12 protein-coding genes, 1 pseudogene and 1 riboswitch are annotated in these 14,870 nt (G+C 67.2%); of the genes and pseudogenes, 2 read left to right on the forward strand and 11 right to left on the reverse strand.

Features of this window, described 5'->3' with window-relative positions; translation table 11 throughout:
- Positions 1-4 precede the first annotated feature (4 nt).
- Positions 5-916, forward strand: coding sequence for an alpha/beta hydrolase fold domain-containing protein (locus tag A5645_RS26925; protein ID WP_081288207.1), 912 nt, complete (start codon positions 5-7; stop codon positions 914-916).
- A complete protein-coding gene (locus A5645_RS07165) occupies positions 913-2,097 on the forward strand; it encodes an NAD(P)/FAD-dependent oxidoreductase (RefSeq protein WP_065129036.1) in 1,185 nt (394 codons plus the stop codon). Before A5645_RS26925 ends, A5645_RS07165 begins: the two co-directional genes overlap by 4 nt.
- On the opposite strand, the gene A5645_RS07170 is transcribed toward A5645_RS07165, so the two are convergent.
- From A5645_RS07170 to A5645_RS07215, 11 genes and pseudogenes are all read right to left on the reverse strand, one after another.
- Positions 2,094-2,819 (reverse strand): MgtC/SapB family protein, encoded by a 726-nt coding sequence (locus tag A5645_RS07170; RefSeq protein ID WP_065129037.1) that lies wholly within the window; start codon positions 2,817-2,819, stop codon positions 2,094-2,096. The genes A5645_RS07165 and A5645_RS07170 overlap by 4 nt on opposite strands.
- Positions 2,820-2,922: 103 nt before the next feature.
- Positions 2,923-3,249, reverse strand: coding sequence for a DUF732 domain-containing protein (locus tag A5645_RS07175; RefSeq protein WP_065129038.1), 327 nt, complete (start codon positions 3,247-3,249; stop codon positions 2,923-2,925).
- Positions 3,246-4,652: a PPE family protein gene (locus tag A5645_RS07180; RefSeq protein ID WP_065129039.1), complete on the reverse strand. Its 1,407-nt coding sequence runs from the start codon at positions 4,650-4,652 to the stop codon at positions 3,246-3,248. The genes A5645_RS07175 and A5645_RS07180 overlap by 4 nt, the downstream gene beginning before the upstream one ends.
- Positions 4,653-4,684: 32 nt before the next feature.
- Positions 4,685-5,932 carry a PPE family protein gene (locus A5645_RS07185; RefSeq protein ID WP_065129040.1) on the reverse strand — a complete coding sequence of 416 codons (1,248 nt, stop codon included), beginning with the start codon at positions 5,930-5,932 and terminating at the stop codon, positions 4,685-4,687.
- A gap of 410 nt (positions 5,933-6,342) precedes the next feature.
- On the reverse strand, positions 6,343-6,666 hold the full coding sequence (locus A5645_RS07190; RefSeq protein ID WP_065129041.1) for a DUF732 domain-containing protein: 324 nt from the start codon (positions 6,664-6,666) through the stop codon (positions 6,343-6,345).
- Between the two features lie 36 nt (positions 6,667-6,702).
- Entirely contained in the window at positions 6,703-8,115 is a 1,413-nt protein-coding gene (locus A5645_RS07195) for a PPE family protein (RefSeq protein WP_065129042.1), read from the reverse strand.
- A 76-nt stretch (positions 8,116-8,191) separates the two neighbouring features.
- Positions 8,192-8,761, reverse strand: coding sequence for a PE/PPE C-terminal domain-containing protein (locus A5645_RS29405; RefSeq protein WP_414467418.1), 570 nt, complete (start codon positions 8,759-8,761; stop codon positions 8,192-8,194).
- 312 nt (positions 8,762-9,073) lie between these two features.
- Positions 9,074-9,508, reverse strand: a pseudogene (locus tag A5645_RS29410) (PPE family protein); the annotation flags it as partial.
- Positions 9,509-10,160: 652 nt separating this feature from the next.
- On the reverse strand, positions 10,161-11,333 hold the full coding sequence (locus tag A5645_RS07205) for a PPE family protein (RefSeq protein WP_065129044.1): 1,173 nt from the start codon (positions 11,331-11,333) through the stop codon (positions 10,161-10,163).
- A gap of 305 nt (positions 11,334-11,638) precedes the next feature.
- A riboswitch (M-box (ykoK) riboswitch) is annotated at positions 11,639-11,810 on the reverse strand.
- A gap of 123 nt (positions 11,811-11,933) precedes the next feature.
- Positions 11,934-13,139: a PPE family protein gene (locus A5645_RS07210; protein ID WP_065129063.1), complete on the reverse strand. Its 1,206-nt coding sequence runs from the start codon at positions 13,137-13,139 to the stop codon at positions 11,934-11,936.
- 39 nt (positions 13,140-13,178) lie between these two features.
- Positions 13,179-14,450: a PPE family protein gene (locus A5645_RS07215; protein ID WP_081288211.1), complete on the reverse strand. Its 1,272-nt coding sequence runs from the start codon at positions 14,448-14,450 to the stop codon at positions 13,179-13,181.
- Between the last annotated feature and the right edge of the window lie 420 nt (positions 14,451-14,870).

Consider the following 14,870-nt stretch of genomic DNA (forward strand, 5'->3'; position numbering starts at 1 on the left):
ACCAATGAAACGCCCGGTGCACCGGCCCCACGTGACGCAGCGGCTGCTGCGCGCCTCCGGCGTCCGCAATCGGTTGTTCCCACCTGCGAAGCTGGCGAGTTGGGAGGCCAATCCCCGCCCGCCTTACTGTGGGCGCCCGTCCAAGCACCTGCTGAAGAAGATCGATGTCGTCCGGGAGGACGTCAACGGCCGGCCGGTCTATCAGGTGACTCCCCGCCACGTGCCGCGGGCCGACTTGTCCGGCCACCTGGTCTATCTGCACGGCGGCGCGTACGTGCTGGATCTGCTGCCGCATTTTCATTGGCCGGCCATCGCGAAACTGGCGACCCTGCTGCACCGCACTATCACGGTGCCGATCTATCCGATCGCGCCCGAGCACACCTACCGCGAGGTGTTCCCCTTCCTGCTCCAGCTGTACCGCCGCCTCCTCGACGAGCGTGACCCTAATTCCCTTGCCTTCATGGGAGATTCGGCGGGTGGCGGGATGGCTTTCGCGCTGTGCCACGCGGTGCGCGACGCCGGCTTGCCGCAGCCGACGGACGCGGTGCTGCTTTCGCCGTGGATGCATCTCGGGTTGCCGGATCCCGACGTGCGGACGGTGGCCAAGAAAGACCCGTTCCTCAACCTCGACGATCTGCGCGCCGCCGGTTTGCGCTACGCCGGCGGCGATCCGCTCGATACTCCACTGCTCAGCCCGTGCATGGGACCGCTGGACGGATTGCCGCGGTTGACGGTGTTCACCGGCACCCACGACGTGCTCAACCCCGACGCCCGCGCCTTCCACAAGCGCGCGACGGACGAAGGCGTCGAGATCGGGTGGTACGAGCTCGAAGGCGGCATGCACACCTGGATGTTGCTGCCCGGCCACAAGGCCAAGGTGACGCTGGAGCAGATCCGCCAGGTGCTGTCCGGGTGAAGCGCGTGGTGGTGATCGGCTCGGGGTTCGCGGGGCTGTGGGCCGCGTTGGGTGCCGCGCGCCGGGTCGACGAGCTCGCCGTTGCGGCAGAGGTCGAGATCACGGTGCTGAGCCCAAAACCGTTCCACGACATCCGGGTCCGAAACTACGAGGCCGATCTGAGCGAGTGCCGGATCCCACTCGCCGATGTGCTCGATCCCGTCGGTGTCCGGCATGTCAGCGCCGACGTGGTGGGTATCGATGTCGAGGCCCGCACCCTCACCACGTCGACCGGGCAGAGTTTCGGGTACGACCGGCTGGTGCTGGCGGCCGGCAGCAGCGTGTGCAAACCGGACCTGCCGGGGCTGCGGGAGTTCGGTTTCGACGTCGACACCTACGACGGCGCAATGCGGTTGCAGCAGCACCTCCGGCGGCTGGCCGAGGGACCACCGAGCGGCGCGGCGGCCACCGTTGTCGTGGTCGGGGCGGGGCTGACAGGGATCGAAGCCGCCAGTGAGCTCCCGACCCGGCTGCGCGAACTCGGCCTCGCACCCCGGGTGGTGCTCGTCGACCACAACCGACTGGTCGGCTCGGACATGGGTGCCTCGGCGCGGCCGGTGATCGAAAAGGCATTGGCGGACAACGGCATTGAAGTCAGAACCGGAGTGAGTGTGACGGCGGTGAGCCACGAATGGGTGTCGCTGTCCTCGGGCGAGCAACTCGGGGCCGCCACGCTGGTGTGGTGTGCCGGCATGCGGGCCAACGTGCTGACCGAGCAACTACCGGTTGCTCGCGACAGATGGGGCCGGGTTGCGGTCGACGACTACCTGCGAGTGATCGGAGTGCCGTTGGTGTTCGCCGCCGGGGATGTGGCCGCGGCCCGCATGGACGACGAGCACGTGTCGGTCATGTCGTGCCAGCACGGGCGACCGATGGGCCGGTATGCGGGTTACAATGTGATCAGCGAATTGTTTTCGGAGCCGCTGCTGGCTCTTCGAATCCCTTGGTATGTAACGGTTCTCGATCTCGGCCCGGCGGGCGCGGTCTACACCGAAGGGTGGGATCGGGTGGTGGTGACCCAAGGCGCTCAAGCCAAGGCGACCAAGCAGACGATCAACACCCGGCGGATATACCCGCCGTTCTCGGGCAGTCGCGAGGACCTGCTGGCCGCGGCCGCGCCGGAGTTGCAGGCGCGACCCTAATCGGCCGGAGCGGCGGGCAGGATCGGGCTGCTCGGCTCGCCGGCGTACCAGTGCACGGCGTAAATCCCCGGTTGCAACGACAATTCGGCCACCAGGCGTTCCAGCCGAGCCGGCGAATGCCCGTCGATCAGCACGTGGGCGGTGAGCGCGACGTTGTCCTCGGTGTGCCCGGTGTGGATACCGCGCAGGATGATGTCGTTGCTGCGGGTGTGTTGCACAATCTGGGCGCGGGCGTACTTGGCGGACTTGGGCCGGCAGATCACCTGCACCTGGTAGGGGTCCAGGCTCTCGTCCTCGTCGCCGGAGTTGTCGTGGTCGATGAACCGGCCCAGTGGGCGGCCCAGCAGATGGATGGCGACGACGGTCGCGGTGCCGATCAGCGTGAACACCAGGTGCCCGGACGCGGCGAGCACCCCGACCGCGGCGGAGCACCACAACGTGGCGGCGGTGTTGAGGCCGCGGACGTTGAAGCCTTCGCGCAGGATTACCCCGCCGCCGAGGAATCCGATGCCCGACACGACGTAGGAGGCGACCCGGGTGGGGCTGCTGTCTTCGGTGGCGGCGGCGTAGAGAACGAACAGGGTGGCACCGGTGGCCACCAGCGCGTTGGTGCGCAGGCCGGCCATCCGCGCCCGCCATTGCCGCTCGATCCCGATCAGCGCGCCACAACCTACGCCAACGCCCAACCGGAGCGCGAAATCGGCGACGGTCAGTGACTGCACCGGGCTTCCCCCTCTCTTCGACCCTCTCATCGGCGGAACGGCTACGGCAGCCAATCAGATCCGGGTGAACACCAGGTGGAGCCCAGGCGAACCAGGGATTCCGCTAGAAGTATCCGCCCTCGGGTTGTCCCAGATGCTCGGGGCAATAGCTGTTCGACGCGATGGCGGTGAACAGGGCAGCGCCGTCCAGCGTCAGCGCGGGGTTTTGCTTCTTCACGTCGGTCAGCACCTGCAGGCCGGTCTCACCGTTGCGCATCAATCCGCACACCGCCTGGGCGGAGGCGATGGCTTGCGCCGGATTAGGGACCGAGATGCCGGCATTGGCCAGCGCGGCGAGGAACGCCGCGTCATCGCCGGTGGGATCCGCCTGCGCGGGTGCCGCGAAAGCGACCAGCGCGGCGACGGCAAGCAGAGCTGACCGCAGTCTCATTTCCCGCCCAGTTGCGCGTCGGGCAAAGTCACCTTGTGCTTGTCCTTGTTCGATACGTGCACCGCGTGAATGCCCGGTTCCTTGGACAACTTGTCGAGCAGCGCGTCCAGGCCTTCCTTGTCCACGTTCCAGTGCTTGACCGAATCGGGTTCTTTTTGCAGCTTCGCGATGACGCTGTCCAGCTTGACCGGCTCGACCGGTCCTTTTCCGCCGTTGGCGCGGGCGCGGGCGCCACTGCCGCTGAGCACCTGGGGGCCGACGGCGCCGAGCGCACCGCCGGTCGCGGCGCCCAACGCCATCTCGTTGACCAGGTTGCTCGGGATGGCCGCTGAAGGGGCGGCGGACAGACTGGTGGCGGACAGCGCGCCGGAGGCCATCCGGATCGCCGGCGTCGCCGAGGCCCAGCTCGGCGGCACCGAGAGCTTGCCCACCACATTGGCCGCGCCGACGCTTGCCGAAGTCGCCGATCCCGCGCTGGTCAAGCCGGCCGATGGCGCCATTCCCAGCCCCGCCCCCAACGCTGATTTCGGGATCTCCTCGAGTGGGGGCTTCCAGAAGAGCTTGAACTCGGTCATGGCGAGGTTGGGGATGCTCATGGTGTCGTTCGCCACGGTGCTGAACCGGCCGATGTCGGCGAAGATCCCGAAGGTGTTCTCCCACGTCGGGGCGGCCAGAGGGGTTCCGGTCAGGGCATTGAGGAGCTGGCCCATGGCTTGCATGTAGGCGGTGCCGCCGCTGCCGAGCGCCTCGAAGACCTGCAGGACGATGTCGAACGGGAAGATCGGCGCCGCGGTCGGCGCGGCCGTTGCCGCGGCCGTGCCGGCGGCCAGGGCGCTGGCCTGTCCGAGCGCTGCCTGCTGACCGGCGAGGCCGGCCGGGTCCGCGATCTGCGGTGGGTCTGTGTACGGCGTCAGCCGGGCGGCGGCCGCCGATGCGCTCGTGTAGGTGAACATCGCCGACGTGTCCTGGGCCCACATTTCCGCGTACTGGGCCTCGAGGGCGGCGATCGCAGCGGTGTTCTGCCCGAAAATGTTGGTTGCCACCAGCAAGGCCAGCTGGCTTCGGTTGATCGCGATCTCCGCCGGCGGTACGACGGCGGCGAAAACCGCCTCATAGGCACTCACCGCCGCCTTCGCCTGGTCGGCAGCTGCCTTGGCCTGCGCCGCGGTCGCGGCCATCCAGGACACGTACGGGGCGGCGGCCGCGGCCATCGCCGCTGCTGATGGGCCGGTCCACGATTCGTTGGCCAATCCGTCGACGACCAGGCCATACGAGGCCGCGGTCGACTGCAGTTCGGTGGCCAACGCGTCCCAGGCCGTGGCCGCCGCGATCATCGGCGCCGCGCCCGGTCCGGTATAGATCTGCCAGGAGATGATCTCCGGCGGTCGTACCGCGAAACTCATCGGCCGCGCCTTCCCTGTGCTGACGTCATCGGTCAGTCCGCCGGTATCACGATGATGGTCGCCGTGGTGGCTGCTTCGTCGGCAGCGGCGGCGCCACCACTGGTGGCGGCCGCCCCGCTGCTGGTGGTGCGGATGCTGGCGCCGGCCAGCGCGCGTCCGGCCAGGCTCGCCATCGCCATCTCGCCGAACAAGCCGCCCTCGGCCGCCGCGGGGACCGCCGGGACAGCGCCGGCGCTCACCCCGGGCAGCATCGACGCCATAGTCCTCATCACCGGAGCGGCGGTCACCCAGCCCTGTGGCACCGACAGCGACCCGACCAGGGTCGAGTGCCCCAAGGATGCGGCGACGCCGCTGCTCGGCGCCACGGCTCCGACATACCCGCCCCGCAGCGGCGACAGCCCGGCCGCAGGCTTGCCGCCGGTGCTCAGCAGCGAGGCGACCCCCGGCGCGTTCTGCGAAAGCCCCAAGATCTGCAGGGCGAACAGCCACCAGCCCCCGAACAGCACGAACCCGACGATGGGACTGTAGGCGCCGGTGATGGCGGCGAAGAAGGGACGAATCCCGATGGCGTACGGCGCGATGGCCTCGATCACCGAGCCGACCGGGGTGGACGCGGCCGGCGCGGCCGCCGCAGCCGGGCCGACCGTCTGCAACGCGTTAGGAATCGCGGTCATCAGCTGGGACAGGCCCGACTGCATTTCGGCGGCGCCAACGGCCTCGCTGACCGCCGCGGTTTGTCTGGCCACACCCGTCGGGTCGGTGGTCTGAGGCGGTTCGGTGAACGGCGTCAGTTCCGTGGCCGCCGCCGAGGAGGCGGCGTAGCCGTACATCGCCGCGGCGTCCTGGGCCCACATCTCGGCGTACTCCGCCTCGGTGGCGGCGATGGCGGGGGTGTTCTGGCCGAAGATGTTGGTCGCGATCAGGGCCAGCAGCAGAACGCGGTTGGCCGCGACCGCAGGTGGCGGAACGGTGCCCGCAAACGCCGTCTCATAAGCCGCAGCCGCCGCTTTGGCCTGCATTGCGGCCTGTTCGGCCTGCGTAGCGGTGTTGGTCAGCCAGGCGACATACGGCGTTGCCGCGGTGGCCATCGCCATCGCGGCCGGCCCGTGCCACGACCCGACCGTCAAACCCTGCACCGTCGAGCCGTAGGACGCCGCACTGGAATGCAGTTCCGCTGCCAAGGCGTCCCACGCCGCCGCAGCGGCGAGCATGGGTCCGGAGCCAGCCCCCATATACATCCGTCCAGAGTTGATCTCTGGAGGTAACGCCCCGAAGTCCATCTACTCCCCTCCGGTCCCCTTGTGGGCGCCATCGTAATCACCGGTTTACACATCCGTCCGCATTGCTGACGGAGCTCATATGAAACTCACCAGGTATCCCAATGGCGCTCCGCAAAATTCGCTTGGCGGAGCCGGAGGGGCAGATCGACATCCCTTGATCAGGACTTTTGCCGGAACTGAATGATCCGGTGTCCTTTACCACGGCGATGTTGCCTGTTGATTACTCGGGTCGATGACTGCTTAGCCAGAAATGAAATAGGCCGAGAAGGGGGCACGCGAATAAAACGTCTAAAAGCACCCAGAACCGGTGCTGGCACACGCCACTACAGCAAAGTGTGAGGACCGCTTTACCGCACCGTTACAAAACGGTCGGGCACACCGGCCGGACCGCTAATTGACGCCCGCTAACGTCAGCTCTTGGAAAGGTGTTGCGGGCAGAAATATTTCGCCGCTATGACCGCGAACTGCGCTGCGGCGTCCATATTGAACGACGGGTTGTGCGTCTTTACGTCGTTGACCAGTTCCAGACCGGACTCGCCGTTGCTCAAGCACGTGCACACCGCGTGGGCCGAGCCGATGGCCGCAGCCGGGTTGCTGTAACCGATGTCGGCGCCATGCAGGGCTGCGAGGAAACCCGGGTCGTCGCCGCCCGGTCCGTCGTCGGGGTCGGCGTAAGCGGGCGCGGCGAGACCGATCACGGCGGCGGCGCCGATCAGCATGAGTAGCAGTTTCATGACACTCCTTTCGTGCTCTGCTGCAAGGTCTTTGGGTTACAAACCCAGTTGCGCGTCCGGCGGCACGACCCTGGCCTTCTCGCCCTTCGCCAGGTGTACCGCGTGGATACCGGGTTTCTTCGCCAGCTGTTCGAGCAGGCTGTCCAGACCCTCTTGGTCGACGGTGTGGTGCTGAACGCTTTCCGGCTTCTCAGAGATCTGCGCGACCAGCCGCTTGAGCTTCTCGGGCGACTTGAGGTCTTTGAGGTCCTTGACCGGAGTGAGACGGCCCCGCACGCCGGTGCCGGCCAGGGCACCGGGCGCCCCTGCGCCCAGGGCACTTCCGGCCATGCCTGCCAGTGACATCGAGCTCAGCAGGCTGCCCGCGCCGAGTTCGGCCGCCGGCACCGCCTCCGGCCCGGCTGCCGACAAGGCCGCCGCGACAGTCTGGATGGCCGGAGTGTTGGCGGTCCAACTCGGCGGAACGGTAAGAGATCCGACCAACATGCCCCGACCGAAGTTTGCCGAGGTGCTCGCCGACCCGGCCCCGGTCAGCCAGCCGCGGCCCCAGTTCGGGGCCAGCAGCCCGCCGCCCAGCGCATCTTTGGGAAGCTCACCAAGGATCGACCCGGGTTTGATCCCGAACTTGAGCACCTGGGATACCGGGAAGTTGATCAACAACCCGATGTCATTGAACTGGGTTGTAAAACCAAGTGGGACTTTGACTGCCGAGTAGAGCGCCGTGAAGGTCGACGCCCCGGCCGGCCCGAACAGACCGTTCAGCATTCCGGTAATGGTGGCGGTGTAGTCGCTGCTCAAGTTGGCGAGCACCTGCAACATTTCCGACACCGGGTTGCCCGCCGCCAGGATCGATTGAACGGCGTTACCGGCCGCGGTGCCGGCGGATTGACTGGCCGCCAGCGCCTGGTTGGCCAGTCCGCCGCTGTTGACGATTTGCGGCGGCTCGGCGAAGGGCGTCACCTGACTTGCCGCCGCCGCAGAACCGGCATAGCTGTCCATCGCCACCGCATCCTGGGCCCACATCTCGCTGTACTGGGCCTCGGTGGCGGCGATCGCCGCGGTGTTCTGGCCGAACAGGTTGGTTGCCACCAGTGATGCCAATTGCGTTCGATTGGCCGCGATCTCGACTGGCGGCACGTGTCCGGCGAAGGCGGCCTCGTATGCCGCCGCCGCCGCGGTAGCCTGTGTCGCGGCCTGGGCGGCCTGCGCGGCAGTGGCGCTCATCCACGTCACGTAGGGCGTCGCGGCCGCCGCCATCGCCAGTGAGGACGGACCCACCCACGGCCCACTCGTCAGGCTCGCGATCACCGAACCGTATGACGCTGCGGTGGACTGCAATTCGGTCGCCAGGCCATTCCAGGCCGCGGCGGCGTCGAGCAATGGGCCTGCTCCCGGGCCGGTGTACATCCGACCCGAATTGACCTCCGGTGGAAACGCTGCGTAAAACATCTCTACCTACCCCCTACCCGGAGTGCGCATTGAATGGCTTGTGCGAAGTGAAATTTCGTCGTCACCCGCATGACCGTCACTCGTCCTCGAGTGCGGGTAGCACAAAGATCATGGCCGCGGCGGGGTCGGCCTCAGCGACGACACCACCGAGTGAACTTGCCACGGCGCCGCCACTGCCACCGGAGGTCGCCACTGTCGCTCCCAGGGCCCGTCCGGCCAGGCTGGACAGGGCCATCTGGCCGAAAACGCCGGTCTCGCCCAGCGATGCGGTCGGAGCCGCTGCCGCCGCCAGATTGGCGGACAGGGTCTGGGCAACCGTGCGGATAGCGGGGGCGGCGGTGGTCCAGCCTTGCGGCACAGACAGACCTCCGACCAGGGCCGCGCGGCCCATGGCACCCGAGGCTGCGCCGCTGACCGACGTCGCGCTGCTCAGGTGTGGAGCGAGCGATTGCGCGATCGGCGCCAGCGTCCCGGAGATGGGTGTGGCCGGAGTCAAGAAGGCCTGCAGACCTTGACCGTTCTGGCCGTAGGCGTAGACCTGGCCAAATGACAGGAACGGCCCACCTGGGATGGAGGTGAAGCCCTGCGCGGAGAACGGGCCGGTAAGAACGCTGAAGATCGAGTTGAAGTTCGTCAGGTCCGTCATCAATCCCGGCGGCAGCGTCAGCGAACCGATCTGCGGCAGCGCGAGTCCGGGCAGGAACGACGTCGACCCGGTGGTCGGTGACGCCGCAATCGTCGACGCAAGGCCTTGCAGCGCATTCGGCAGTGAGCTGACCAGCTGACCCAACTGTGTGGTGACATCCCCACCGGTGGCTGCACCGGTGGCCTGTGACACCGCGGCAGCCTGCGCGGCCGCACCGGCGTCGTTGGTGGTCTGGGGAGGTTCGGTGAAGGGCGTCAATTGCGTTGCTGTTGCCGATGATCCGGCGTATGCATACATCGCGGCGGCATCCTGGGCCCACATCTCCGCATACAGTGCCTCGGTCGCCGCGATAGCCGGCGTGTTCTGGCCGAGGAAATTCGTGGCGATCAGCGCCATCAACTGCGCCCGGTTCGCCGCAATTACAGGCGGGGGAACCGTTGCGGCAAAGGCGGTTTCGTAGGCCGCCGCGGCGATCTTGGCTTGCGCGGCCGTCTGGTCGGCGCGGGTGGCGGTGGCCGAGATCCACGACACGAACGGTGCGACCGCAGCCGACATTGCAATCGCCGTGGGTCCGTGCCAGGACCCAGACGTCAACCCCTCCAGGGTGGAAGCGTAAGCCGCTGCAGTGGAATGCATTTCGGCAGCCAGCGCGTCCCATGCCACGGCGGCTGTCAACATCGGGCCGGCGCCCGGGCCGGTGTACATGCGCCCCGAGTTGATCTCAGGCGGTAGCGCCCCGTAATCCATGCGTATTACCCCTTATTCCGGCCGGCCTCAGACGGCAGCGCTGCCCCTGCGGTGAAGTTGCCCCCCACGGATCCGTTCATTTCCGTATATTGGTTAACACTTTCCATTGAATCTATTTTCGTCTCGTTTCTGCCGTGTAATCGCGAGGTGAACAAGAACTCTCACTTTCTCACTTGAGCGCGTGATATCAGGCGCGAAGAAATGATATTTCTGGCAAACGCGCAGGCCAGGCCATATAAAGCAGGGACTACCCCGGCTATAGTAAATCTGACTTCGCTAATTCAAAGCGTGCTGAATAAACGTCCAAATTAGACGAATGTGAAACTCAACAAATGTGAGCGTTAATCATGCCGATTACGGCAACGCCGGGCTCTCATCGAGACCGCGGAAGGCACCATTGTGTCGAATCACTGCAGATATGCGGACCCCATCCCTCCTCGCATGTGCCCGGGCGGTCAGGAGTTGGTGGCTGTGCCTGTTGCCCGGACACCGCCGATGCCGCCCCGGTCGCACTGAGCGTCACGGCGAGTTCTCGTACCGTTAAGAAACAAACATAGGCAAAAGGTTAGGAAACGGTATGCCCGAAGCGCTGTTACCTGCCTGCCACGTTGCTGGAGGTTCGCTGAGAACCGTATTCCCGCAGCTCAGCGGCCTACCCTGCGGCGGGTGGTCGGGTAACGAAGGTTGGTTTGAACCCGTACTGCGGGACCGCGCGACCGAATGGCTGGCTCGCGACGCTGCCCAATGGGACGCCCGGCACGCCGGCCGGTCCCGCTGCTGGCGGCGCCACCATCGGCGTGCCACCGAGTACGGAATGCAGTGGGCCGTTCAGCGGGGCGGCGGCCGTCCAGGCCGGCGGCACCGAGAGCTTGCCGACGATGCCGGAATTGCCGGTGCCGGCGGCGACCAATCCGCGCAATCCGCCACCGACGGCGTCCACCTGACCCAGGGCCGCTATCGGTCCGGGCGCGGCGACGTTCTGAGCCGCGCCCGCCGCGCCCGCCACTTCCGAGGTGGCCGACGTGCCCAACAGGCTAGACAGGGTTCCCACGGTGGCGCCCGGTGTGAATGCCCCGGTGGAAGTGATGGTGTTCCAGATGTTTGCGTTCGGCCCCCAGGCGTTGAGGAATCCCTCCAACCCGCCCGCTCCGGTGGTGCCATTGGTTCCGGCCAGGGCCTGAAGTGCCCCCGGCACGGCTGATATCAATTGCGACAATGCGCTCTGCTGGCCGGCGGCCGCGGCGCCGGCCTGGCTGACCGCGGCGGCTTGAGCGGCCGGTCCGCCGGGACTGGTCGTCTGCATCGGCTCGACGAAGGGGCTCAACTCCGTCGCCGCGGCCGACGAGGCCGCATATCCGTACATGGCGGCGGCGTCCTGTGCCCACATCTCGGCGTACTGCGCTTCCGTCGCCGCGATCGCCGGGGTGTTCTGGCCCAGGATGTTCGTGGCGACCAGCGTCGCCAACTGAGCGCGATTCGCCGCGATCAGCGGTGGCGGCACGGTTGCGGCGAATGCCGCTTCATACGCGGCGGCGGCGGCCTCGGCTTGCGCCGCCGTCTCCTCAGTCGCGGTGGCCGTCGCGCTCATCCACGCAACGTAAGGAGCGGCCGCCGCGGCCATCGCGGTGGAAGCCGGACCGAACCATTCTTCCCCCGTCAGCGCCGAGAGCACCGCCCCGTATGACAGGGCCGACGCGCGCAGCTCCGTGGCCAGCCCCTTCCAGGCCGAAGCCGCAGCCAACATCGGGCCGGAGCCCGCTCCGGTGTACATGCGCGCGGAATTGATCTCCGGTGGCAAGGCTGCAAAATCCAGCACAGCGGTCATCGGTGGCCTCCCCCACTAATGCCAAATCCGATTTCGGGCAGCCGGCATCGCGAATTCATGCGGCAAATTTGCGCACAGCAATTACGCGCGTCTGCGACAGAATTACGAGCAGACGGTGATTAACGCCAGAGCCGATTCAGCTTGCGAATACAGCGCCCGGGTCGGATCGAAACGAAATGGTCGTCGATCTCAGATAGGAACTATCGCCGGGACTCACTCCGCTCTCACCTCCTTCGGGCCAGGGCACACGGGGATGCCATGCGCACGCGACACAGAGATGAGGCAACAGCGGCAAAACCGCTGGGCCAGCACCTCTCTCGACAGAGCTTTGGCACCACACGGCGTATCCGGCGGGTACCGGAAGCCACTTGGGCTCAACCCTTAAGCCGGGAAGAGCTGTCCTGACCCTGGGCGTCTTTCGACGTTCGAGGTCAGTGGCCTGTGTCCGTGCAGACGCCTCACCTAGCGAGGTGCATGCAAAGGCCATCGTGGCACTGAAGTCGGTAAGAGTCAACTCGGCACGCTGACGAAAGTCGGCGCGGACCAAAAACAAATGTGAGATGTTTTTTCGCGGGGTCGCGCACGAATTTATCGGCGCAATTATCCGGCCGCGACCGGACGGGGCATGATGGTCAGTTTGAAGCCGTAGCGCGGGCCGTTGCCCCAACTCCGCGCGTACGCGTTGGCGGCGGGCATGCCGGGCAGTCCCGGCGTCCCCGCCGCAGCAGGCGCCGCCCCGGTCGGGGTCGAACCGGTCCCGGTCATCGCGATGCCACCGCGACCGGCGGCCTCGACGACGGTGGTCCAACTCGGCGGCACCGACAACCGCCCCACCAGGGTGGCCTGGTGGGCTCCGGCGCTCACTCCCCCGGCACCCGATTGTGCGCCGGTCAGCCCGGCGCTGACGGACGCCGCATCGGCGGCGGCGGGCGCAGCGGCCCCGGATCCGCCCTCGGCCACCGCCTCGACGTCGGCGATCGAGTCGGTGACGGCGGGACTGATCACCGCCGGCGACACGTACTGGGCTGCCACGAACCCGTTCAACAGATCGGAGTTCAGGAATATCCCGTAGGGGTTGCCGTCGTTGCCGTCCAGGAAGTTCAAAATGTCGGCGAGCAGCCCCGTCTGCGGCAGCGAATCGAAGGGCGATGACTCCGCAGGCGAAGCGAGTTGTTGCAAGCTTGCCGGCACCGCGGACATCAGTTGCGGTAGTTCGCTCTGAGTGAGTCCGGACCCGGTGGCGTGGGCCACCGCCGCGGCCTGCCCGGCGGACCCGGACGGGTCGGTGATCGGTTCGGGTTCGGTGAAGGGCGTCAACGCTGCGGCGTCGGCGGCGCTGACGGCATAGGCATACATCGCGGTGGCATCCTGCGCCCACATCTCCGCGTATTCGGCTTCGGTCGCGGCGATGGCAGGGGTGTTGATGCCGAGGAAATTCGTGGCGATCAGTGCCAGCAACCGGGCCCGGTTGGCGGCCACTACGGGTGGGGGCACCGTCATGGCGAACGCGGCCTCGAAGGCCGCCGCCGCAGCCGCAGCCTGACCGGCGGTCTGCTCGGCCTGCGAGCCGGTGACGCTGAGCCACATGACGTACGGCGCCACCGCTGCGGCCATCGCCGCCGACGCCGGGCCCAGCCACCCGTCACCGATCAGGGTCGCTATCACCGACTCGTAAGCCGTTGCGGTCAAACGCATTTCCGCGGCAATGGCGTCCCAGGCCGTCATCGCGGCCAGCATCGGCGCCGCACCGGGACCGGTGTACATGCGCAGCGAGTTGACTTCAGGTGGGAGTGCTCCGTAATCCAATACCAGCACCTCCTTAACCGACGGTGGTTCTCCCTCCTGTCAGCCCGCAGCCGGTGGGCGCCCCATGATCGTCGGACGGAAGCCATAGCGCGGCGGGTTGCCGAAGCTGTGGCCGTACATGCCCGGAGCGGGCATGCCGGGGAAACCGGGCACGCCGGAGGCGGCCGCCGGCGCGACGGCGGTACTGGTCCACCCACCACCGGCGGTAGCCGCGCCGGCATGGTTGACCACCGAGGTGGCCGCGGTCCAGGTCTGCGGCACGGACAACCGACCGACCACCGCCGACTGGTTGATGCCTGCCGTCACGCCGCCGCTGCCCGTGGCGAAGGAGGCCTCGGCCACATCCATCAACGGGGGAAGGTTGGTCGGATTGGCCGGCGACTCCGCCGGTATCCAGGATGGGTTGCCTGAGCCAGAGCCCATCGGCGGCACCCCGGCTCCTTCCTCCGCTCCCAGGGCAACCGCATTGATATCGGCCAGACCCGCAAAGACCGCGGGGGCCACGATGGCGGGGCTGGTATACCCGGCCGAGACGAACCCGTTGACCAGGGTGGAATTCAGGAAGATCCCGTACGGATTACCGTCGTTGCCGTCCAGGAAATTGAGGATGTTGGCAAGCAGGTCGGCGCCCGGGAAAGCTTCGGCCGTTGCCGCTGGCGCGGCCAGCCCCTGCAGGGTGGACGGGACCGAAGACATGAGCTGCGAAAGCTGCGACTGGGCCACGGTGCCCGTAGCGCTGCCGGCTGCTTGGGTGACCGCCCCCGCCTGAGCCGCCTGGCCGGCCGGGTCGGTGACCTGGGCCGGCGGGGTGAACGGTGTCAGCGTCGAGGCCACCGCCGAGCTGGTGGCGTAGCCGTACATCGCCGCCGCGTCCTGGGCCCACATCTCGCCATAGGCGGCCTCGTTCGCCGCGATCGCGGGTGTGTTCTGGCCGAGCAGGTTGGTTGCGACAAGCATCTGCAACTGCGCGCGGTTTGCGGCGACGGCCGTCGGGGGCACCGTCATCGCATACGCGGCGTCATAGGCAGCCGCCGCTGCCGCCGCCTGGCCGGCGGCCTCCTCGGCCTTCACCCCGGTGAGGCTCATCCAGGTCAGATACGGGGTGATCGCGGACAGCATCGACTCCGATGCCGGCCCCAGCCAGCCGTCACCGGTCAGCACGGAGATCACCGTGTCATACCCGGCTGCCGTCGCATGGAGCTCGGCGGCCAGGCGGTCCCAGGCGGCAACCGCGGCCAGCAAGGGTGCCGAACCGGGCCCGGTGTACATGCGCAGTGAGTTGACTTCAGGGGGTAGCGCGCCGAAATCCACCGCAATCACCGCCCGCCCGCGGAGTCGGGATGCGAGGTGAACAACTTTCTGACGCAATGATATTGAGCGGAAGGCATCGGACTCTCCTAACGGATGGTCCGACCCAGCTACGGGCCTTGGCCGCTGTGGTGGTGTCGGGGTGCTTCCGAAAGCGTGGATGCCGCGCGTCGGATATGTGCGCCAGCCGATTCCGACGACGGGAAAGCGCCGTGACCGGATCGGAAAGGAATGGTCATCGAATTCGTACAGTCGCTGTTGATCGGCTCAGTGGGGCCCCACCTCCCGTCGCCGTCGGGGCACACGGGAGCGCCACCGTGATCGCATTCTGCTCGTTCTGGCCCGAGTTGCACACAGCGTATCGGGCCGAAGCGGTAGCGGAGTGGTGTTAGGCAGAACAGATAGTTCGTGCCGCGCGGGCGT

The sequence above is a fragment of the Mycobacterium asiaticum genome, from assembly GCF_001673635.1.
GTDB lineage: Bacteria > Actinomycetota > Actinomycetes > Mycobacteriales > Mycobacteriaceae > Mycobacterium > Mycobacterium asiaticum_C.

What these genes read in the sequence shown, in the direction of transcription:
- A5645_RS26925 (WP_081288207.1), top strand. Translation starts at nt 5, where the DNA reads ATGAAACGCCCGGTGCACCGGCCCCACGTGACGCAGCGGCTGCTGCGC.
- A5645_RS07175 (WP_065129038.1), bottom strand. Translation starts at nt 3,249, where the DNA reads ATGAGACTGCGGTCAGCTCTGCTTGCCGTCGCCGCGCTGGTCGCTTTC.
- A5645_RS07180 (WP_065129039.1), bottom strand. Translation starts at nt 4,652, where the DNA reads ATGAGTTTCGCGGTACGACCGCCGGAGATCATCTCCTGGCAGATCTAT.
- A5645_RS07185 (WP_065129040.1), bottom strand. Translation starts at nt 5,932, where the DNA reads ATGGACTTCGGGGCGTTACCTCCAGAGATCAACTCTGGACGGATGTAT.
- A5645_RS07190 (WP_065129041.1), bottom strand. Translation starts at nt 6,666, where the DNA reads ATGAAACTGCTACTCATGCTGATCGGCGCCGCCGCCGTGATCGGTCTC.
- A5645_RS07195 (WP_065129042.1), bottom strand. Translation starts at nt 8,115, where the DNA reads ATGTTTTACGCAGCGTTTCCACCGGAGGTCAATTCGGGTCGGATGTAC.
- A5645_RS29405 (WP_414467418.1), bottom strand. Translation starts at nt 8,761, where the DNA reads ATGACGGACCTGACGAACTTCAACTCGATCTTCAGCGTTCTTACCGGC.
- A5645_RS07205 (WP_065129044.1), bottom strand. Translation starts at nt 11,333, where the DNA reads ATGACCGCTGTGCTGGATTTTGCAGCCTTGCCACCGGAGATCAATTCC.